20 protein-coding genes and 1 pseudogene are annotated in these 22,047 nt (G+C 31.4%); 13 read left to right on the top strand and 8 right to left on the bottom strand.

The window, feature by feature from the left end; genetic code table 11:
• Positions 1-58 precede the first annotated feature (58 nt).
• The gene (locus MKY00_RS29060; RefSeq protein WP_000009395.1) at positions 59-232 is read right to left on the bottom strand and encodes a hypothetical protein; all 174 of its coding nucleotides are present in this window, start codon (positions 230-232) and stop codon (positions 59-61) included.
• A gap of 365 nt (positions 233-597) precedes the next feature.
• On the opposite strand from MKY00_RS29060, the gene MKY00_RS29065 reads away from it, so the two are divergent.
• The 5 genes from MKY00_RS29065 to MKY00_RS29085 all read left to right on the top strand — a co-directional run bounded on the left by MKY00_RS29065 (position 598) and on the right by MKY00_RS29085 (position 4,799).
• A complete protein-coding gene (locus MKY00_RS29065; RefSeq protein WP_000613334.1) occupies positions 598-1,197 on the top strand; it encodes a hypothetical protein in 600 nt (199 codons plus the stop codon).
• Between the two features lie 63 nt (positions 1,198-1,260).
• Positions 1,261-1,716, top strand: a complete 456-nt coding sequence (locus MKY00_RS29070; protein WP_002198544.1) for a hypothetical protein — start codon at positions 1,261-1,263, stop codon at positions 1,714-1,716.
• Positions 1,717-1,908: 192 nt separating this feature from the next.
• Positions 1,909-2,124, top strand: a complete 216-nt coding sequence (locus MKY00_RS29075; protein WP_001096430.1) for an aspartyl-phosphate phosphatase Spo0E family protein — start codon at positions 1,909-1,911, stop codon at positions 2,122-2,124.
• 19 nt (positions 2,125-2,143) lie between these two features.
• The gene (locus MKY00_RS29080; RefSeq protein WP_002198545.1) at positions 2,144-3,577 is read left to right on the top strand and encodes a hypothetical protein; all 1,434 of its coding nucleotides are present in this window, start codon (positions 2,144-2,146) and stop codon (positions 3,575-3,577) included.
• 463 nt (positions 3,578-4,040) lie between these two features.
• On the top strand, positions 4,041-4,799 hold the full coding sequence (locus tag MKY00_RS29085) for a DUF975 family protein (RefSeq protein WP_000197711.1): 759 nt from the start codon (positions 4,041-4,043) through the stop codon (positions 4,797-4,799).
• Positions 4,800-5,355: 556 nt separating this feature from the next.
• Here the strand turns inward: MKY00_RS29085 and MKY00_RS29090 are convergent.
• Positions 5,356-6,078 carry a type 1 glutamine amidotransferase gene (locus MKY00_RS29090; RefSeq protein WP_001219768.1) on the bottom strand — a complete coding sequence of 241 codons (723 nt, stop codon included), beginning with the start codon at positions 6,076-6,078 and terminating at the stop codon, positions 5,356-5,358.
• Positions 6,079-6,197: 119 nt separating this feature from the next.
• Here MKY00_RS29090 and pdxR point away from each other — a divergent pair, with 119 nt between their 5' ends.
• Entirely contained in the window at positions 6,198-7,577 is a 1,380-nt protein-coding gene (gene pdxR, locus MKY00_RS29095; RefSeq protein WP_000800848.1) for a MocR-like pyridoxine biosynthesis transcription factor PdxR, read from the top strand.
• A 1,011-nt stretch (positions 7,578-8,588) separates the two neighbouring features.
• Here pdxR and MKY00_RS29100 read toward each other — a convergent pair.
• The gene (locus tag MKY00_RS29100) at positions 8,589-9,410 is read right to left on the bottom strand and encodes a hypothetical protein (protein ID WP_000876233.1); all 822 of its coding nucleotides are present in this window, start codon (positions 9,408-9,410) and stop codon (positions 8,589-8,591) included.
• 285 nt (positions 9,411-9,695) lie between these two features.
• A complete protein-coding gene (locus tag MKY00_RS29105; protein ID WP_033674542.1) occupies positions 9,696-9,875 on the bottom strand; it encodes a hypothetical protein in 180 nt (59 codons plus the stop codon).
• Between the two features lie 296 nt (positions 9,876-10,171).
• Between MKY00_RS29105 and MKY00_RS29110 the strand changes: the two genes are divergently transcribed.
• The 4 genes from MKY00_RS29110 to MKY00_RS29125 all read left to right on the top strand — a co-directional run bounded on the left by MKY00_RS29110 (position 10,172) and on the right by MKY00_RS29125 (position 17,180).
• Entirely contained in the window at positions 10,172-12,988 is a 2,817-nt protein-coding gene (locus MKY00_RS29110) for an AAA domain-containing protein (RefSeq protein WP_341035527.1), read from the top strand.
• A 432-nt stretch (positions 12,989-13,420) separates the two neighbouring features.
• Entirely contained in the window at positions 13,421-14,371 is a 951-nt protein-coding gene (locus MKY00_RS29115) for a nucleoside hydrolase (protein WP_063245548.1), read from the top strand.
• Between the two features lie 719 nt (positions 14,372-15,090).
• On the top strand, positions 15,091-16,737 hold the full coding sequence (ltrA, locus tag MKY00_RS29120; RefSeq protein WP_001097733.1) for a group II intron reverse transcriptase/maturase: 1,647 nt from the start codon (positions 15,091-15,093) through the stop codon (positions 16,735-16,737).
• Positions 16,738-16,937: 200 nt separating this feature from the next.
• Entirely contained in the window at positions 16,938-17,180 is a 243-nt protein-coding gene (locus MKY00_RS29125) for a hypothetical protein (RefSeq protein WP_000289849.1), read from the top strand.
• 165 nt (positions 17,181-17,345) lie between these two features.
• On the opposite strand, the gene MKY00_RS29130 is transcribed toward MKY00_RS29125, so the two are convergent.
• From MKY00_RS29130 to MKY00_RS29140, 3 genes and pseudogenes are all read right to left on the bottom strand, one after another.
• Complete coding sequence (locus MKY00_RS29130) at positions 17,346-17,573, bottom strand: hypothetical protein (protein ID WP_000730337.1); 228 nt, start codon at positions 17,571-17,573, stop codon at positions 17,346-17,348.
• Positions 17,574-17,794: 221 nt separating this feature from the next.
• Positions 17,795-18,106, bottom strand: a pseudogene (locus tag MKY00_RS29135) (hypothetical protein); the annotation flags it as partial.
• A gap of 193 nt (positions 18,107-18,299) precedes the next feature.
• The gene (locus tag MKY00_RS29140; protein ID WP_000189820.1) at positions 18,300-19,301 is read right to left on the bottom strand and encodes a helix-turn-helix domain-containing protein; all 1,002 of its coding nucleotides are present in this window, start codon (positions 19,299-19,301) and stop codon (positions 18,300-18,302) included.
• A 403-nt stretch (positions 19,302-19,704) separates the two neighbouring features.
• Between MKY00_RS29140 and MKY00_RS29145 the strand changes: the two genes are divergently transcribed.
• From MKY00_RS29145 to MKY00_RS29155, 3 genes are all read left to right on the top strand, one after another.
• The gene (locus MKY00_RS29145; RefSeq protein WP_000527887.1) at positions 19,705-20,877 is read left to right on the top strand and encodes a tyrosine-type recombinase/integrase; all 1,173 of its coding nucleotides are present in this window, start codon (positions 19,705-19,707) and stop codon (positions 20,875-20,877) included.
• An 80-nt stretch (positions 20,878-20,957) separates the two neighbouring features.
• Positions 20,958-21,152 carry a hypothetical protein gene (locus MKY00_RS29150; RefSeq protein ID WP_071739565.1) on the top strand — a complete coding sequence of 65 codons (195 nt, stop codon included), beginning with the start codon at positions 20,958-20,960 and terminating at the stop codon, positions 21,150-21,152.
• A gap of 64 nt (positions 21,153-21,216) precedes the next feature.
• The gene (locus MKY00_RS29155) at positions 21,217-21,435 is read left to right on the top strand and encodes an alpha/beta-type small acid-soluble spore protein (protein WP_001025787.1); all 219 of its coding nucleotides are present in this window, start codon (positions 21,217-21,219) and stop codon (positions 21,433-21,435) included.
• 238 nt (positions 21,436-21,673) lie between these two features.
• Here the strand turns inward: MKY00_RS29155 and MKY00_RS29160 are convergent, their stop codons facing one another.
• The gene (locus MKY00_RS29160) at positions 21,674-21,979 is read right to left on the bottom strand and encodes a hypothetical protein (protein WP_000817947.1); all 306 of its coding nucleotides are present in this window, start codon (positions 21,977-21,979) and stop codon (positions 21,674-21,676) included.
• Positions 21,980-22,047: the final 68 nt, after the last annotated feature.

A 22,047-nucleotide genomic window follows, 5' to 3' on the forward strand; every position in this document is an offset into this window, starting at 1 on the left:
AAAAACTCCTCAAAATTGAGAAGTCTGTGTATTACGCATAAATGCGTTTAATATTTTCTTACTGTGCTTCTAGTAGAAATTCTTCGTAGTCTTTTCTCAAAAGTAGATATTGTTTTGAGATGATTTCTTGAATGTCTTCATGTGTTAGATACTGATTTTCAATCAGAGTTTCATTTTTTAATTCTGGCCATGTTTTTCCGCATTGATCTAATACGAATTCGTTAAAACTCATTCACTCTCTCCTTTCTAGACAATACAAAAAGCCCTTCAAGGATACAGGATAGTAAGAACTAATGCAGTTTGCATTATATTCTTCTTTCAAGTAACCCGAAGGGCTTATGTGTATTGAGATTGATTTAAAAAATTAAAAAGGTGTATATAACAAATAATATCTCAAATTTCTGAAAATGTAAATTGATTATAAAGATTTCATTTTAGAGTTTGATAAATATAATTTATAAGAAGTAAATATGAAAAAGTTAGAGAATTATCTTAGTTATTAAATAGATTCTGCCTATACTTTAAGTAGAGCCCAATTTATTAAATTTAAATAGTTTATATGTTCATATATAGAATTTTGAAGGGGGTAAATTGTAAATGATTCCAACGTCAACATATGTGGCTAAATGGGTATTAGATGACTTAACACTTGCATCAAGACCGAATCAGGGGATCAAACTAAGTACATTTAAAAAATTAGAGAAACTTTATGTAGAATACAGAGAAATGATTGAGGGAGATACTAGCTTTGAAATCACACATTATTTACTAGAATTTATCAATCCACATAATCTATTTGTAGTAAGAGAAGGTTATTATATATTCGATAATAAAACGATGAAATTCATTAAAGTATCGGACGATATTCATTTTTCTAATCAAAGCTTAGCATATTGTAATAATGGAGTTGCAGTGGATTTAATAAACGGAAAAATGCATTTTTTAGAAGGACATTATTATAAAGTTAAGACCTCATATGTTGATTTGTTAAAAGGAGAAACTATCCCTGTAATGGTACTAAGTCATTTAGATAATAATGTTGGAGTATCAGTTCCTTTGACAATGTTTAATGAGGAAAGAACTTTTAAAATTGCAGAGAGTTATATAGTGGATCTCACTTCAAAAAATTGTAACAATGAGAGTGAATTTAGTGAAAAGGGAAACGTAGTACGATTTCTAAAACCATCTATTGTGTAGTTAAGTATATATGTTAATTAAATTCATAATGAATTTAAGAAGGTGATAAATTTGTCTTTTGAAATGTATACTGCCTTTCGAGGTAAAGTAATTATAAAGGATGAATATAAAGAATTGGTGGAATTAATAAATACAGGAAGCTGGGAAGAAGCCGCGTTAAAGTTTCCATTTGTTAAAGAATATATAAAAGTTAATCGTAGTACAGACATCCCATTTACAAAGAAACAGATAAATGAAGCATTAGCAGAAGATGATTTTCTATACATGAGGTGGCACGTAGGAAACTGGGAAGAAGAGAATGACTATTATACGAATTTAAAAGGTAATGAGTGGTCATTTATAGCCAATTTAAAGAATTACAGAGATACAGAATATAATGTGACACCTATTTCATTATTTATGAATTTGATATTAAAAGAAGTAGCAGAACATATTATAAAGCTGGAAGTTTGGTATGGTGAAGCTGATAAACCAGAAGAATATGTTTATGTTAATAACGAATTTATAAAGAAGTTTTAGCAGTAATGAATTATTGTTGCTTTTTTATTTTTAAATACACTAAAATTATTGTTGTTGGCTTTATGTATATTCATTTATAATAGAATATGGAAAATTTTACACTGCAATAATAAAGATTTTTATTATACAAGAGCTGGAAGCAGCTCTTTTTATTTTGCTCAGGGGGAGTGTGAAAGAAAAAAATTTATGTTAATGGCGAAGTTAAATGATCTAATAGAGAATAAAAAATTAAAATTAGTAGAACTGGTAAAAAAACATGGTTTTAGTCATACGAAAGTCCTACATTTAAGTCAGGAAATCGATAAATTAATTAATAAATATATGATTATAAAAAAGGAACCCTATAATAGTAGGGTTCAAAGTGAACAGATACATAAAATAAATAAAGAGAATAATTTAATTATATAAGAAATTTCATACTGTAATATTGAGAAAGTGTAAAACCTTAATTAATTATTTTCGTTTGAAAAGTGATGTGATTACTATTTTAAAGTTAAGAACAGATTTAATAGAGAAAGCTGTTAAACTAACTCATATAAAAGAAGACACCAATGTTAGTAAACAGGAAGTTAATATTGCGTTTAATTTATATGAGGAATTACAAAAAATAAACGAACCTAAGAAATTTAAATTTTATCCTTTTAATGAAAAAGAAGCCAGTGAATTCTCACTAGCTGATTTCTCGGAAGACGCTAAAAAAATTACTCGTTTAAGAAACTGGGTTTTAGAAGTGCTGCCTATTATAGATTTGTATAAAGAGGTTGGAAAATTACCCCTAACTAGGGAGAATAACGACTTTGTAGAGTATCTTGAAGATTGCTTCAGTACTTATATCTCAGGGTTAGAGAGTATCTGCAGTGCAACATTAGAAGCAGTTATTAATAAACAGGATTTGAGACACGTAAAGAATTTGTGTGAAGGAATTATTTGTTCCTTACAAGAATATTATAAAGGTTTTCCGTCAAAGGCTTTTAAAGAATTTCATAGAGTTTTAATAAATAACGTGTCTATACCAAATCATTTTAATCATATAAAAACACTTCAAAACTTTGACAATGAATTCCTCTATAAAATGCGAGTCGGTACGGATCATGTATTTACAAGTGAAGAAATGTTTCATATACCGTTAGAACTTCGGGGAATAGTCAGCACAAATAGATACAGTATTCCTGGGGTACCATGTATCTATTTAGGAAGCTCGCCTTTAACCTGCTGGGAAGAACTTAATAAACCGGATTTAAATACGGTTCAGACTTCAGTATTTAAATCGGATGATATAAGTTATATAGATTTATCTACCCCACCTGTTGTTTTTATAGAGAAGATAACTAAGAAATTCTATGATTTCGGTACAATTAAGAGAAAACCCTTATTTGCGGATAGGTTGAAGGAACCAAATGAAGTAATTTCTTATCTAATTATTTGGCCTTTAATGGCAGCATGCTCTATACGTGTAAAAAATACGACTGACACATTCAAACCCGAATATATTATCCCACAACTATTATTGCAGTTTATAAGATATGAAGGATTTTTTGATGGCGTCAGTTACTTCTCAACTAAAGTGGATAACTACTCTGCTGAAACAGCCGTACTTTATAAAAATTTTGCTTTTCCTGTTCAAGGTGGAGCAACTAAAGGTCTTTGTTCAAAATTACAAAGTAAATTTGATGTTTCCGATGCAGTACCGTGGAATATGTTTCAGTTATATAAGGATTCACATCATTGTCTCCCCAATGAGGGAGAGAAACGAGTTGAACATGAATTCATTAATGGAATGAGTTTATTATATTCTTCTACAGATTTTAGTAAGCTTGAAACTTTTTTACAAAACAAATTTTTATTAGAAAGATCTAATTGACATTAGTTTAGAATGTGGGAAGGTATTCAATCTATAGATTCAAATGTTTAGAAGACTAGACGAATTTGTGATATATTTTTAAAGAAGTGCACAAGTGCAAAATCACAAAAAAGATCACCTATGAAATTTTGTAGGTGGTCTTTTCATATTCATTAAATAAACTTTGGATTCAATTAGTACAGTTGATCTTTACGTATCTTTAATAGATAAAACTATATGAAAAAAACAGGTAAAAAAGTAGAGAATAATCTGTCTAAATATATAGAATTTTTAACAAAAATTCATAAATATGTTATATAATGATGTTAACAAACCATATTTTAGGCATTACCCCCGATTGTGTAGAATAAATAATTTTTCGATGAGCTAAAGTATTTGGTTAAAAGAACTTGTAGCGGGGCCTGCTACAAGTTCTTTTATGTTTTTAGTAAAGCAAAATAAGAAAAAAGGAGGGAATACAAGAATGACAAGAAATTTTAAGAAAGCAGCACTGAATTCGTTAGATGGGAAATGGGGATTAGGTATAGGAGTATCAGCTTTATTCTATTTTGTACCGACCTTAAGTGCATCAGCAATCGCCTTTTTTATGTATTTAATATTTGTACTGTTTATCGGGATAATTGGCCCTGATGCATTATTTATTTATTCAATTGGTGGAGAACCACAAGTAGATCCAGTAGCACTTGCTGTACTTATTCTAAGTTATATTGGTTTATGGGTGGTATGTTTCCTAATTTACAGTGTTATACAAGGTATCTTTAATTATGGATATTCTGTTTTTACTTTACACTTAGGGAAACAAGAAGAAGTTAAGGTAGACGATATATTTTCAGGATTTAAAAAGAAGAATTTGTTTAAATCAATAAAATTAGGTTTGATGCAAGCTATTTTTCTTTTTTTATGGAGTCTCTTATTAATTGTTCCAGGTATTATTAAATATTTTTCTTATTCCATGTCGTATTACATATTAGTAGAGAACCCTGATTATACAGCAAGTGAAGCATTGAGAGAAAGTAAAAGAATAATGAAAGGACAAAAGCTAAAGTTATTTGTTCTTTGGTTATCATTTATAGGATGGTTTTTATTAGCCGCATTTATCGGAATGTTTACATTTAATCTATCATTTATTTTTATTTCTCCTTATTACAACACAACTGTCTCACATTTTTACTTAGATTTAATTAAAAAGCAGGATATTGGAGAAGCGAAGGTAAGTATATAAATAGGAAAAAAGTATGTTTAAGGTGAAAAATATACGTAGTTGAAAGTGGATATGTGTTTAAGCATATCCGCTTTTTAATATTATATTAAAAGTCTTAAGCTACTGGTTATTGTGATTTGGGTAAGGATACCACAAATGTGTTGCAAGTTAGATGGAAAAGGGCAAGGATACCGCAAACGTGTTGCAAGTTGGAGTAAATAGGGTAAGGATACCGCAAACGTGTTGCAAGTTAGATGGGTGTTACTTTGAAATAAAGTCTGATCAGAAATACCTTTCAAAATAGCATTTTACATTAAATAAAAAGAATCCATTTTGAAAAAAGATTAATCAAAATGGATTCCCCTGTTAAAAGTTTGAATGTAGATTTTATAAAAAAGATTGAACAAAACTTATGAACATATCAATTACAAAAATTTACTTACTTGTACTAGAATTAATCTAATGTTCAAGCAAAACAGAGCCTCGATAGGCACTTCTAAAACCTTTGCAATATCATAGTATTATATTTTCCATAGAGGACGTAATTAATATGACTATTTTTTAGTTAGTAAAACAATTAATATTTTATCTGATAACGGCTAGTAAGTTTATCTAAAAAGGTATATAACTGATGGTTCATTGTTGTATAATCATTATTTCTTAATTGCTCTGGAGACTGAACGAAACGATTTTCCTTATACTTTTCTAGTTCTTGTTCAGAATTTTGAATCAATAACTCTATTAATTCAGAAGTAAACTCCATATGGCATTGGAAACCATAAACGAGTTCACTATATTCCACAATTTGCCTTGGACACCCCTCACTAAACGCTAATATTTTACTGTTTTTAGTTAAACCAGGCATATCATTATGCCAGTGTCCAACCCTACTGGTAGTAGCGAAATGAGAGAAAAGCTCATTCGTTTTTCCTTCTTCAGTTAAAGTAATAGGGAAGCTTCCTATCTCTTTTTCTGGACTATGTTCATAAGGTGCACCTAAGGCTTCACCAATTAACTGGGCACCCAAACAAACTCCTATAATAGCTTTGTTAGCCTCTATACATTTTTTGATGATAGATATTTCTGCGGCTGCATCAAAATGTGGGCACATTTCTTTCGTTGTACTAGGGCCTTGTGGTCCACCTAATACAATGAGTAAATCTATGTCTTCGATATTATGAGGAAGTTGTTCTTGTTCGTAAACTCTTGAATAACTGATCACATGTCCATTCATCTCTGCCCATGTCAGAAAAGCCCCTGGTCCTTCAAATACTTCATGAATAATAAAATGAATACGCATTTGTTTCTCCTTTTTAAAATAATATAATAGCTTGTGAATTAACTAGTATTATTATAAGATGTTAACTGACATGTATAAAGGTACAATTTCAAAAAAAAGACATGTCAGATGAGGGCGATATGAAAAACTACTTGTTTACTTTTGAGAAAAGCATTCCTAAATATAAACAAATATATACAAATATTAAATTGCTTATTGAAAAGGGAGTATTAAAAAAAGATGAAGCGTTACCTTCAATACGTCAGCTTGCAGATTCACTTCATGTTAGTAGAAATACAACATTATTAGCATATGAACAACTTGCAGCTGAAGGATATATTCACGGTGAAAATCGAAGAGGTTTTTTTGTTAATGAATTAGAACCAAATTTATATCAAAGAAGAAAAAAAGTTAGACAAAAAGCAGAGAAACAAATCAGTAAAGAAATTTCCATTAACTTCAAAGTAGATACAGTGGAAAAAGAAATGTTTCCAAAAAACACATGGAAAAGATTTGTAAATAATTCCATGGAAGAAAACCTTTTATATACATATGGTGACCCATTTGGGGAATCAATTCTTAGAGAACAAGTCGCAAAATATTTATTAGAGTCTAGGGGATTGAATACAGATAAAGAATCTATCATTATAGGCAGTAGTACACAACAAATGTTAACTTATATTGGTCATGTATTAAAAAGTGATTTCTCAAGCGTTATTGTAGAAGATCCAGGTTTTTGGGGCGCTAGAGAAGTTTTTAAATTACATCATTTTGCTTTTGAATTTCTCCCGGTATATGAAAACGGTATTGATTTATCCGAGTTAAGAAATTTAAAAGCTAAACTAATGTATGTAACCCCATCTCATCACAGCCCTTATGGAGTAAGTATGTCTATTCAACAACGACAACACCTTATTCAATGGGCTAAAAAAAAGAAGGGATATATAATAGAAGATGATTATGATAGTGAATTTCGATATACACAACGTCCATTTCCTTCATTAGCATCTATTGATCAAAAGAGGGTAATTTATATCGGTAATTTTTCAAAATCATTTTTGCCAGGTCTAAGGTTAAGCTATATGGCCTTGCCAAAAGAACTAGAAATAAGATATAAAGAACACTTTAAAGGTTTTGAAAATACAGCATCAACGATACATCAAATCGCTATGGCAAAATTTATGAAGGAGAATGAATGGTATAGACATATAAAACGAATGCGTAATATTTATAAAAAAAAAATGGAACATTTAACTTCTACCTTAAACGAACATTTCGGTAACTATATAACTATTATTGGTCACAATTCAGGATTGTATCTACTCATAAAGGTGCATCTGCAAAAATCAGAGGATTGGTTAATAAAACAGGCATATAAAAAGGGTGTAGAGGTTGGTCCGACATCCAGATATTTCGCTAATAATTATATTGATAGACCAATTATTAAATTAGCTTTTGGAGGTTTATCGCACAAAGATATTACTTTAGGAGTAAAATTACTTAAAAAGGCATGGCTTTAAATAAGATAAGGAGTAGGATTTAGCATTATAACTAGATCCTCTTTTTTTATGTAATTTAAAACGCCATTTCAATTCCAGTAAAAGGTAATGTATCTTTAAATTAAAGTTTGATTAAAAAGTGCGTCCGAACCCTTACTTTACAGTAAAAAATAGAAGCTATTTTGAAAAAAGATTGATTAAAATAGTTTCTATTTTTGTGCATATTTATTGTGTTTTTATAATAAATTTGATTATTTTAGCAAGCCAGTAGTGAAGATTCATTCCTGTTTCAGTATTATCTAAATTTACTACATAAAATTTCGTTTGCTCTCTTAGCTAATACTTTATCTAATTGTCCAACAGGCATCTATTTTTCTTCAGGTAATACTAAAGAAACTACAAGTTGTTCACCATGTTCGATTGTTTTACCACATTGTCAACATACTAAATTTACATCTTTAAAATGATTTTTTAATTTATCTAACATATCATTTATCCTCCTATTTGATTGTTTAATATAAAATATATAAATATCATTATATTTATTATACAAGATTAAAAAGAATAGATGGAGTGGAATTCCAATTCACACCATCTTTAGCGACAACTATTTTATAGATCTGCAATAAAACTTTTTTCAAAACTTCGCGACTTTATTATAAACATCGCATCTTTTTTTTTAAACATCGTGACTTTATTACAAACCAACAATGGGATAGGGTAAGGATACCGCAAACGTGATTCCCCATGTCTTGATTTCCTGTATACCCTACACGCCGATTACCGTCCACCCATTACTAAGTAACATATTATTCTACCATTTTCAATTCCTTATAACCCTGATATTTTCTATTTCCTTTTTTATTGTAACGAAAAAGGACTGCATACAACCCGCAGTCCTTATCAAATCCCATTTGCTCTTATACAAATAGCAATGAGTTGCAGTGAAGAGGAATATTCCTTGAGAATATAAAAAAAGAAAATCAATCTAGAAAGGATATCTAGTTCGATCTTCTTTTATTGTATTTTTAATTAATGCATTTTTACTCTTAAAATAAAATTCTCAACGAGTGGATTATTCTTTACATCCTCAAAATCGGGTCTAATCTTAAAGTCAAATTCATTTGTCATATTGTCCAATGTATAAAGGTTTGTTCCATCTACACTTGTATGAGGGGCAATATATCCTTTTTGATCCCAATTCCCTTTGAAATCTGATGGTATTGTACTTTTACCGTTTTGTTCTATTTTAGCTCCAGGTGCACCGGAAAAAATAGTTTGGTTTGTAGTGTTATTAATTGTGTATTTTACACGAACGATATTATCAGCTTGTTCAACTTTATGAACTGTAACAATAATTCCATGTTGTTCTAAAGTAACACTTGTAGACGATTGCTCTTGATTTTGATTTGGTTTTTGTTGATTACTGTTAGAATTATTATTACTACTATTAGTGTCCCACTCATTACCTGTATTAGTGTTGTTATTCACGTTACTATTACCATTAGAATTGTTTGAATTGCTATTGCCATTATTATTGCCATTAGAGTTGTTTGAATTGCTGTTACTGTTATTTTTACCATTAGAGTTGTTTGAATTGCTATTGCCGTTATTATTGCCATTAGAGTTGTTTGAATTGCTATTGCCGTTATTATTACCATTAGAATTATTAGAATTGCTGTTACTGTTATTATTGCCATTAGAGTTGTTTGATTCACTATTGTTATTGTTTTGTTGTTTACTAGATTCCGCATTTGTTTTTTCTTTGTTATCAGTTATACCACAAGCTGCCATAGAAAATGCTAATCCAGTTGCCAATAAAATTTTCCCCGATTTTTTCTTCAAATATTTCATGATATTTTTGTCTCTCCCTCTCCAAACCCTATTGTCATGTTAAAAAGGAATGTATATTACTTCTATAGACCCCTAGAAAATTCCCTTTATATGTATAATATTTTACAGGAAGTTACAAATTGAGTCAAAGGAATTTACGCAATTCCGAAAATTCAATTGATTATATTGATATATAATTAATTCGGGTTTTATCCAATAATGAGTTGTTTGGAAGGTAAAGATAATTATAATTTATATCAATTGGGTTGCATTTATTTTACAAAGAAAAAAGCCCTGGGGATAGGGCTATATGATTTTCTTCATACCACATTGACGGCATTCTCTTAAGAAGATGAAATCTTTAACGGAACTTTTAAATGCGGTGTTGCCGCAATTATCACAGCGGCCGCTGATCTTATCAGGATGCTCTGTGTAAGTGTATATCTTGCTAAGGTCGTACTTTTGTTCAAGTTGTTCGTTTTCCATTAGTTTCACCTACATATCAATCTAAATTAATATAGCTTACCTATAATAACATGAAGTGTTCATATAGTGGACACCTTTTATTTTGTAAGAGAAAAAGCATTACAACTTTTTTATAACAGTTAACCTTTATTTTAAATCCACAAAAAAGAGGTATTACCTCAACACTATCAACCCAAGAAATCACAATATATAAAGATGGCTCATTACTGGAAATTATTTGATTTAATCAGACTATATTTCAATAGGATATTTGGTATAATTTAGATAATATCTTGTTTTATCAAAGGAGATTAATAATGAGTGGTTTAAAGAAAATTTTTTCTTTAATTTTTAATAGTAAAAAGAAAGAAATTAAAAATAGTGATTATAAGGAAGTATCCTCAAAAGTAATGAATTATTTCATTGAACTAGAACATTTTAATTTTATGAATTGTGATAAAGAATCATTAAGCCTTTTTAACTTTAAAAATTATTTTCATAAAGAACCTAAGCTTGATTACTTTGATTTTATAAGACCCAATGGTTCACCTCAAAATTATATGCAAATGTTTCTACAAAAAAAGGGGGAAAGTGCAAAAGGTAAGTATTTAATGGATGCAAAAGCATCTTTATTCTATTTACCTGTTGCAAAAGAAGAAGTGCTAAGATACTTTTCCAACGAATTTAATAAGAAAATTAGTTTTACTGATTTTCAAGGATTTCCTAATAGTTTTCTTATTCATATTCAGTTAGATCATATGCTAAAACCAATAAAGGATAAAACGTTAGAATCTAGTGTGGTAGTTAGTCCTATAATTAAATATTTTCTTCGCCCTGGAAAAAGTTTAAAAGATTTAGAGTTGGATTTAATAAGTACAATAACGTCGGTAATTGAAAGTGAAAATTACAGTAAAATTAGTAATGACTTAGAGTTTAATGAGTCAGAAGAACACGTGGAACTGGCTAAGAGTATAAAGTTTATACATGTTAGATATAAAAATTGGTTAGAACTTTCTCGGAACATTCAAAGTATATTAAAATCATACATAAAACATAGCCACTTCGATAAAGAAGGAGTATTTCGATTTTCTAGTGATAAGGATTATGAGAAAAATATTCGACTTACATACAAAGAATATGTAGGAGTAAACAGTTTTTATATTGAAGATTTGGAGAAAGTAAAATATAACATTAAATATGAAAAGATAGGTAAAGCATTAAAAACATATCTTGCCTTAGATAACTGGGAAACATTAAAAAACTCAGGTGAAAGAGTAGACTTTTTTAATAATGAGAGTATTAACGAAATAAAAAGGATTTTACGAGATATTCCAATTACGAGATGGCCTTCAGGTTTTCCGCTAGGTTTAATGCAGCAGGTAGCTTTAAATCTTATTATTGCAAATTCAAAGGAAAAGGAGGGGTTTATTTTTTCGGTAAACGGTCCTCCAGGTACAGGTAAAACTACATTATTAAAAGATGTATTTGCAAATATTATTTTTGAAAAGGTAAAGTTTTTAAAGGAAACACAAAATTTATTTACAAAAATACAATTTTCTGAGGGACAAGAGGATTATTATTATTCTTTTCATTCAAAACTTAAAGAATATCGTATTTTAGTTACATCAAATAATAATGCTGCTGTTGAAAACATAAGTATGGATTTGCCTAAAGATGAGGAATTAATAAAAAATAATTACACTTATTTAGGATATAACAAGAATGAAAGTTGCTGGGGGAAAATATCAGCTGCAATGGGGAAATCAGCAAATATAAAAGAATATTTTCAAAATATTTCAGATGAGCTTAATAATCTGTGTAATATACATGCTAGTGCTGAGTATTCCTTTGATAGTTTAGAAAAACAGATATCAAGTATGATTAAAACCGCGCAAGTAAACGATGACTTTGATGATATAGATGACGAAAAATGGCAATCATCACAAAAACAATTTGTTAATATTGATGGTGATAATAAAGAAGATCGAATTAATTGTGTTCGGAGTAAGCTATTCAAAACAATGATGGATGAATATTGTACTTTCTTAATTGAAAACCAGGACAAAATAGAAAAAAATTTAACTTTAGCAAGGGCTTATTTTTTAGGTGGGAAAGAAAAAACGAATCTTGATTCTCAAATTAATGAAAAGCAAAGGGAAGACTTCATCCAAGCGATGTTTGATACTATATTCCTACTTACACCTATAATTTCTTCAACATTTGCTTCTGTTTCAAGATTTTTAAGGGATTTGAAAACGGAAGATATTGGTTGGCTGTTTATTGATGAGGCAGGTCAAGCTACACCACAATCTGCAATTGGAGCCATTTGGCGTTCCAGAAATGTTGTAGTGGTAGGTGATCCATTACAAATACCTCCGGTTGTAACGTTGAGTGATGATCAGCTCAAATTAATAGCAAATGAAAGTGCTGGAATTACGAGTGAAAGCTCATTTTTCTATCATTTAACTAGAAGTGAAGTAAGTGTACAAGAATTTGCTGATCTTAATAACAAATATGGCGGAACAATGAGTGACTCCAAAAATAACACAAAGTGGTTGGGCTCACCGCTTCGTGTACATAGACGTTGTGACAGCCCTATGTTTGAGATATGTAATAAAACAACATATCAAGACAAGATGTTACATGCGACTAAGAACAAAGATATGGTAGAGGGTCCAATGTACATGAGTCAATGGTTTAATATTGGAGGAAGAACTACTGGTTCAGGAAACCACTATATTCCTGAGCAAGGACAAAAAGCGATTGAGATTGCTAATAAGTTTACGCAAAATAATCCAGGGAAAGATTGCTACATTATTTCACCTTTTGTAAGTGTAGTTCAAAAATTAAAACAGATAAACAAAAATGCAGTAGAAAACAAAAAAATAGAAATCGGAACGGTTCATACTTTCCAAGGAAAGGAAGCTCCATTAGTTATTTTAGTTTTGGGAGTAGATGATCAGCGAACAGGACCGTTAGATTGGGCGTCCAGTACTCCAAATCTATTAAACGTTGCAGCAAGCAGAGCAAAGAAATACTTTGTAGTAATTGGGAATTCAGATACTTGGGGGAAAAAGGAATATTTTGATACAGCTTTTAAATACTTATCGAAAGAAACTGTAAAGATAAAATAAGAGTAGTATCTATTTTTATTTTTACATAGTAGGGTTACAGTCAGCATTTTTGGGAAAAGGCTAAGAGAATGCAAGATTTTATACAGTTATTCGTTTCATTCAGTAACAAATGCGAAACCTAAAACCGCGCCATAATAGGAATGCATAAAAAGATGAATAGCTTTATGGAAAATAAAAAAGGGGATCACTTTTGTGAGTAAGGAATCCCCTTTTTTATTGCTACTGATAATGAGACGTTATGTCAACTTCACATGAATATGATATACAAAACAAAAATACTATTTTAGATGCAAACACATATAAGATATCTAAAGTTATAGATGAACAGAATGTACTATTGAAGAATATATAAAATATATATCAAATATAGTACAAGCCTATTCTTTACATCCTTAGTAAAAATAAAATTTTATGGCTTTTGGAGGAAAATATATGCCCAAAAAAGTTCTCTTGTTTACAGATTTGGGAATTGATGATGCGTTTGCTATTCTGTACACCTTTTTTCGTAATGATATCCAACTTGTGGGGATTGTAGCTGATTATGGAAATGTATCGAGAGAGAATGCTATAAAAAATATTAACTATTTGAAGTATATTTCGGGAAGAAAAGAGATACCCGTATTTCTCGGTGCTTCTGTACCTTTAACAGGTATATTGGTTCAATATTTTCCTGAAGTACATGGAAAAGTAGGACTAGGACCTATCATTCCACCTGAAATCCCTTATCCAATTTATCCCATGAATGATATTTACAAAATTATAAACTCAAATTTAGACGATCTTACAATTATCAATTTGGGAAGACTTTCCTCATTGGCTACGTCATTTATTTTGAATTTAGAAGCAATGCGGAATGTGAAAGAATACATTTGCATGGGTGGAGCCTTTTTTTACCCCGGAAACGTGACTGCTGTGGCTGAAGCTAACTTTTACGCAGACCCTTATGCAGCAAACTTAATTCTGCAGCATGCGAAGAATTTGACAATTATTCCATTAAACGTCACCCAACACGCGATTGTTACACCTGAAATGGTTCAACAAATTGATGCATTTCACCGGAATACACAAGACCTTGCAGGACTCATCATCAAACCTATGTTAGACTACTACTATAATTTCTACTCTAAATCGAATCCTGGCATAGGAGGAAGCCCTATGCATGATTTTGTAACAATATGGTATTTGTTGAATCCAGATGCAGTTCGTCTGTCAAAAGTGCCCATCAAAGTAATTCCCGATCTAGGAGAAGGATTTGGTCAAAGTATCGCAGACTTTCGTTTTGTGACAAATCCAGGTTATAAAACACATAATATCGCTTTTCAGTTCAATTATGAAAGATTTAAGAGAGATATTATGGAAACATTTTTAAGGAAAAGACTATAGCATATCCTAAGTAAAGATAAAAATACATATTTAAAAAAGAATTATTTATAGTTGGATGTATTGTAGTTGCTATGAGTTTACTAAAATAGAACTTCCTATATCGATAATTATGGTGCGACAAGAAGTCGCATTCCCACAGGGTAGCTTCTGCTACTAGATTAGATGCAAAGTCTATCTCCATCCGAAACTGCGGACTTGGTAACGGGCTCGTGGGTTGCATGAGGAAATGTGGAAACAGAGAGTCTGTACATGACTCGGAATACCGCTAGGAGAAGACAGGTACGGTGAACGAGAGTGAAGGCTCGTAAGCTTCGTAATCGTTAGCTTGGGATAATGTACAGCTCTACCCAGGTCTTGATAAGAGGAAAGGCATTCTCATAATACTGCCGCGTTGCATCCCGCAACTTATCCGGAGTAAAGAGTCCACCTAACCCTGTCGTATCTGTGGAATGTGAAACTTGGTAAGCCCTATGTCATCTGCGCAAGCAGTAGGATGACTGTAAAGTCAAACGATGTGGCAGAGGGTAAAGGATATAAGAGAAAGCAAAAGCCGCTAGCCGAAAGGAAACAGGAAAGCATAGAAATATGTATAACTGAGCGGATATTGTCGTCCTTACGGACAAACCCATGACAAGCCTGAAAGGGAGCCCACTTCTTATAGGTCTTCAACATGGAAATACATTTGTAAGTTATCTTCTGACGAATAGGAGCGTGCAGTTATGAACACCTCAGAACGAGCGTCGGCGCACGTCTCGTATACAAACTGGAAAGCAGTTCAGATGTATGTGACGAAGTTACGACAAAGAATTTACCGTGCCGAACAGTTACAGCAACAAAGAAAGGTAAGAAAACTTCAACGCTTACTCATGAGAAGCGAAGCAAACTTACTGTTATCAATTAGACGAGTAACACAGCAGAATAAAGGAAAGCGAACAGCAGGTGTTGATGAACATACAGCCTTGAGTCGCAGAGAAAGAAATCTTCTCTATGAGCAACTCAAAAAGTTAAATACGCTACAACACCGACCAAAACCAGCAAAACGTATATACATTGTGAAGAAAAACGGAAAATTGCGACCGTTGGGCATCCCAACTATAAAGGATAGGGTATATCAAAATATAGTGCGAAATGCCCTTGAACCACAGTGGGAAGCCAGATTTGAAGCTATTTCTTACGGGTTTCGTCCTAAGCGAAGTACCCATGATGCCATACGAAGCATTTTCAATAGAATCAACGGGGGCACAAAGAAGAAATGGATAGTTGAAGGAGATTTTCAGGGCTGTTTTGATCATCTCAACCATGAGTGGATACTCAAACAAACTTCTTACTTCCCAGGAAGAAAACTATTGAAGCGATGGCTCAAGATGGGATACATGGAGCAAAGCTTTTTCGCGGAAACGCAAGAAGGTACTCCGCAAGGAGGAATTATCTCGCCACTTCTCGCTAACATTGCCCTTCATGGAATGGAAGAAACCTTGGGAATTACTTACAAGAAAAACTATAAAGCTAATGATAGTTATATTATGAATCCTGCTTGCAAATTTACCCTTATCCGTTACGCAGATGATTTTGTGGTCTTAACGGAGACAAAAGAACAAGCACTCTCTGTATATATGAGACTTCGTCCCTACTTAAAGGACAGGGGATTGGAATTAAGCCCTGAAAAGACGAAGGTTACACATATTGAGGAAGGATTTGAGTTCCTAGGATTCTTGATTCGGCAGTACCAAACTGAACAGGGGAATAAACTGTTCATCAAACCAAGTAAGGGCAGTAGACAGAAAGCGAAGAAGAAAATTGGAGATACTTTACGTGTCATGAGGGGTCAACCCATCGGAGAAATCATCCGAGTGCTTAATCCTATTATCAGAGGATACGGGCAATACTGGAAACATGTCGTTTCTAAGAAAATCTTTGGTACAATGGATAGCTATATCTATTGGAGAATCGGCAAACATCTTCGACAGCTCCATCCAAAGAAGTCGTGGAAATGGATATATGCAAGATATTACAGGCATCCACATCATGGTGGAAATGCTTGGACACCAACCTGCCCGAAAACAAATATCCAACTCTTACATATGTCATGGATTAAGATTGAGAGACACAACATGGTGAAATTCAAAAATAGTCCTGATGACCCAACATTGAAAGAATACTGGGAAAAAAGAGACCGTAAGGTATTTGATACGGAAAACACGATGGATAGAATGAAGCTGGCTAGAAAACAAGGTTACCGCTGCGCTATCTGCAAAACTCCACTACAAAACGGGGAAAAGGTAGTCGTAAAAGACATGCCTGTTCCGCAACACCTCATATTGTCTAATTTAAACTTAAAATTAGTTCACTTACCTTGCCTATACTAAAGGGACTGAAATCGGATAAAAAGAAGGCTTGAGCCGTATGATGGGAAACTGTCACGTACGGTTCTGAGGGGAGTTGGGGGCAGCGATGCCCCCCGCTTACCCGACTAAATGAGCAGTTCAAATGGATAGTTTATTTTATTTTTTGTATTAGTTTAAATGCTGTTGGTGCCTTGGCTTAAAAAATGTTAGGAGTGAAGCTCATGTATTGGGAAAAAGGTAAAGATAAAGATCTTCCACCAATGAAGTTCCAATTAGGTGAAAAAGTTTCATTTAAATTCGGAAATAAGATGCTCGTCGGAATAATTGACATTAGAGATTTTGGCGGCTCGATTGAACACGACTATCATTCTTATGATATTCTTGTCAAAGAAGAAAACATGCTATATAAACACATTCCGGAACGTGATGTTTTCAAACTTACACATTCGGAAAATTCTCACTAGGAAAATGGATACTATAAATGGAGTTACAGAAATAAAAGGTGTTTTCACATATAGAAAACACCTTTTCAGTCTACAACTATTTTTTAATAGGTTAATACTTTTTTCTATAGTCTAAAACATTTTTTAAATCAAACATTAGAATTATAACTTAACTCTGTATTTTTATTAGGAACAGCAAAATGTTGCTTTTCTAAGAGAACTTTTTGGAATATAAACTTTATCGTTTTCAATTTTGTATTCAATATCATTCTCTTTTAATATTTCAGTGTTAACAGTATGTATACTATCGCCCCATCTAACGAATTCTTCATTTTGATTTTTTTGATAAAAATAATATGCTATTAACATGCTGAAAATTAACAAGCATAAAAGAACAATAGATTTCTTCTTCAAATTTATCCCCCCTAATTGATTTAAATTATAACATCGTTTATTAAATTAAACTGCCAGTTAGTGGAAGTAGGAAAACTGACATAATAACATTTTGATTCAACTTTTTTATAAACGGTACGGCTATATTTCAATTTTATATTAAGGGGTACCAACGTAAAAACGCGATTTTTATACGCTAAGATATTTTTATAAGTAAAAACCCTAACATAAAAAATAATTATTTTCGAGGCCTTCTCTTTGCTTTTTTTTTGCCGATTTGTTTGACTATATCTTTTTATAGGAGTGCTTTTATTTTTCTTATAATCGGGTAACTTGAGTATAAGAACAGAAATCGCAGTAAAAATGCAAAATATAAGCATTGCAATGATCCAAAGGTTAATGTCATATTCATATAACTTACTAAAGTACTTTTTGTGATGAGTAATATAGCTTACATTACTGTCAATTGCTTCAAGGGTGTAGGGAATAACCCAAACGTAACCAATTATCATAACAAATGTTCCAATTAGGAAACTAGCTATATGTCTTAGCATGTTCAGTTCTCCTTTAATTATGTTTTCTACATAAATTCATATAGAATATGATGTATTACGACAAAGATTGTCTTTATTTAAAATAATAATATAAATTTCTATTAAGTGATCTCATGGAAATGAATATCTAAATTGAATATTTTAAAAAGCGTAGAAAGATTAAATTCCTACGCTTTTTCTTCTTAATAAATATTTACTGTTGTTCTAAATTTTTTATATAAGATTTCACAGCTTGCAATAAGAATTCTTCCTGCCCTATACCTGCACTCGCTGCCATTTGAACTATTTTCTGCTTAAATTCATGATCTGCATGAAAAGTTAATGGCTCTACATTACTTTTAAAGTAAATTCCTTCAACATGTGGAAGTATCGTACCGGATTTCATATGAGAATGTAAGTATTTAATCTCTTCTTGAAATTGCAACGGATCAACTTTTAATACGAAAGGTTTAATTTCTAATTTAATAGTATCAGATGAAACACTCAATCGCATATTTGTGACTCCTAGCTCTTTATAAAATAAATTTATTAAATTATAAGTAATGGAATTAAATAGTTGAGGTTTTTTTAATGAAAAAGATAAATACCCTCGTTTTGTAATTACAGCTTGCTTACGGAAAGGTTCAAAGGAGTAATCATGTTCTTTATACGTGGATAGAGGGAAAATTTCTTCGTCTTCTGTAAGAATCTTACCGTCTGCTCCATTGATTTCTATTACTCTCGCTATTTTTCCGGTATGTTGATGTGTTAATAATTGATATAAATATATATCTTCGTCTTGAATCTTAGTAATGAATGTTTTTCGCTCTTTTGATGTAGTTTTTTCATAAGTAAGTTGAAAAGTTTCAAGGTCATCTTTATCGATGATATATACTTCTTTTCCACGTCTTTCAATCTTTGAAGCAGGTAGTTTTCCAGATTTGATATATGTAAAGACAGTAGATGGTGCTACATTAAGAATCTCAGCTGCTTCTTTTGTACTATAACCCTCAATCTCTTCGTTATTTTTTAAACGTTCAATATCCTCTAAATAAAAAATCTTACTACCGAATTGCTTCCAGTTATCTTTATATACACATTCTATTAATCCATCTTTTTCTTTCTTTAAAATTGTTTGTACCGTTACTCCTAATAAGTCGGCTGCCTCTTTTGTCGTTACAGTAGGTTTTGTAATGAACAATAAATCTTGTGTCATGAAAGGACACCTCCATAACTATTGTTTACTAGTGTTTTAGATATGTATATATAATATCAGAATATGGGATATATTTAAAATGAGAAATGAAATTTATTAAAGTTCTTATAAATTATTATATTTTTAAGGAATTTTAGGTTTGATTTATATCTTAATTTAATTTTAAATTTATCTTCCTTGTAAAATGGATTTGAAATCTAATGTATAAACTATTAAATGATATCTATTTACTAATAATTTATAAAAAAATATATGCATGTTTAGATAGAGAAGAATGTAGCGTTCTTACAGAAAGAAAATGAATTATCATTTGTATAATAGATAGAAGTGAAATAAAATAATACGTATAGATAATATAAAGAATTATATTCATAATCTTCAATAGGAGAGGTGAATTCTAATTATGGGTAATAACAATTCAAAAGAAAATGTACCTATTATAAACAATCAAAGTGAGTATATGGATACATATGTAGAGAATATAAGTTGCATCATTCCATTTTTGCATAACAATCGTTATGTAGATAAAGTGGAAGAGAAGATGGAGGTTGCAGAAAAAGAGGGAAAGAGTAAATATACGTATTTAAGTGATATAGAAGTCATTTATCATTTTGTGCATTTACAAAAAGATATGGATGAAAAGAAGAATAGAAAAGAGGATACGAAAAAGAGTTATGTGTCCGAAATCTTGTCATTTTGTCAGTGCATGGTGCAGCACGCAGAGGAATTCGAATTGAATGGGGAAGAGGTACAGCAAAACGACTCTTTATTAAAAACATTGCAACCTTGGCATATTCGTAAATATAATGCTTGGTTGAAGCAGGTAGAGAACGGTAGAAACGGAGATACGTACGCGGTCGCAACGCTTGCGAAGAAAACAGTGCTCATTCGTTCTTTTCTAAAACATCTTCACGTTTTTTCTTACATTGAAAAGCCTCTTCATGAAGAACTGAAGCGAGCGAATGTAAATGAACAGGATCGGCCAAATCGAGACCTATCCTATGATGAAGTGATGAAAATTTTAGAGTTTTATAAAGAACAAGGGCATTTAGTAAACTATACAATTTTACTAGCTCTAGCAAGTACCGGTGCAAGAATTCAAGAATTGTGCACTGCGAGAGTGAAAGACTTACATTATGACGGAAAGTATTGGTTAAAAGTCACAGGAAAAGGGGATAAAGTACGTGAACTTTTCATTCCTGAGCATTTATTCCAATGTATTAGCGAAATGAGACGAAGACGAGGATTCCAAACTGTATTGAATCGTGGAGATGAAAGTCCTGTATTTATTAATCAAAGAGGAAACTTTTATAATCCTAAAACGTTATCCAACCAGGTAACAGATATGATAAAAAAGACAAATTTAGATTTTCTAAAGTATCGTGAAAATCCTGTAACGGCACATACATTCCGTCATGCTTTTGCAATCATGGCAGTTGAACAAGGAAATGCGGATTTATATCATTTAATGCAAACACTTGGGCATGAAAATATTCAAACAACAAAGATCTATTTAGAGAAGCATATGAAACGAAAGAATAATGTGGGGACTACATTTGCGGATATGTTGGTGTGAAATTTTAATATGAAAAATTATTTAATTATGTCTTTTTTACACAATTAAATACACATTATTTAACGTGTAAGGAGGGTTTAATTATAGAATACTCAAGAATCTACACATTAAGAAATGGCCTAGAAAAATCAATAAAGGTAGAGTCCTGGCGTTCATTTAGAGAAGAAATGAATGTGTTAGGAATTCAGGATTCAGATGTGTTTCAAATTCAGTTAGTGGAATATGGTAAAGAGAGAACGAAAAAGAGTTCTCCTAAAAATAATAGAAGAAAATAGTTTACTTACGTATAAATATCATAATTAAGCACATGTTATATACAAATATAGTGGAGGTGCAATTATGAATATTCAAAGACGCGAAAGTAATACAAATGAAATTCTTATTTCTGCTGCAGCAAGTGCTATTGAACAAATGAAGTATGAAATTGCCCGTGAATTAGGAGTCACACTAGGACCTGATACATCATCACGTGCAAATGGGTCTGTCGGTGGAGAAATTACAAAGCGCTTAGTTCGAATGGCTGAGGAACAATTATCAGGACAACACAGATTACATTAAGTTAAAATAATAAAAGGAAAAAGGGTCCATAAAACGGATTCTTTTTCCTTTTATTTACATAAATATTAAAAATCATTTTTAAAAACCTAAAAATGACCACTCAGATTCATTTTTAAGGGTTTTTATTTGATGTGACAATACATTAAGTATAGAAACCCATTAAACCCTTTAAAAGTAACCTTAAGTCTGTTAAACGCTATTAAACCTAAATTCGCTATTTTTTGTTTTAAGGTGTAGTCTACAAGAATTCATCTACAAATTCTAAAATTATAGCATAAGTTAAAAGACCGATTGGTAATAAATTTCCCAATAAAACAAAAATTCTTTTGGTTAAATTCTCTTTACTGAACATTGAAATGACGCTTAAAGGAATAGCAAATAAGGAAGAAAAAAATGTAACTGATATAGAAACCTTTAAAATAGATACTATATTTTCATTTGAAGTCATTGCTAACATATATAAGGATATTGGTAGAATTGTAATTGAAGTTAATGCTGTTAAGAATGAAATTTTAGTAAACACCCTCAAATTTTCTCTTTTCAAAAAATCCCCTCCATTTACTAAAAATAATGATAGTTCATTTGGAACTTTGTTACAATGGACATTAAGAG

The organism is Bacillus sp. FSL R9-9834, assembly GCF_038006905.1.
Classification (GTDB): Bacteria; Bacillota; Bacilli; order Bacillales; family Bacillaceae_G; genus Bacillus_A; species Bacillus_A pacificus.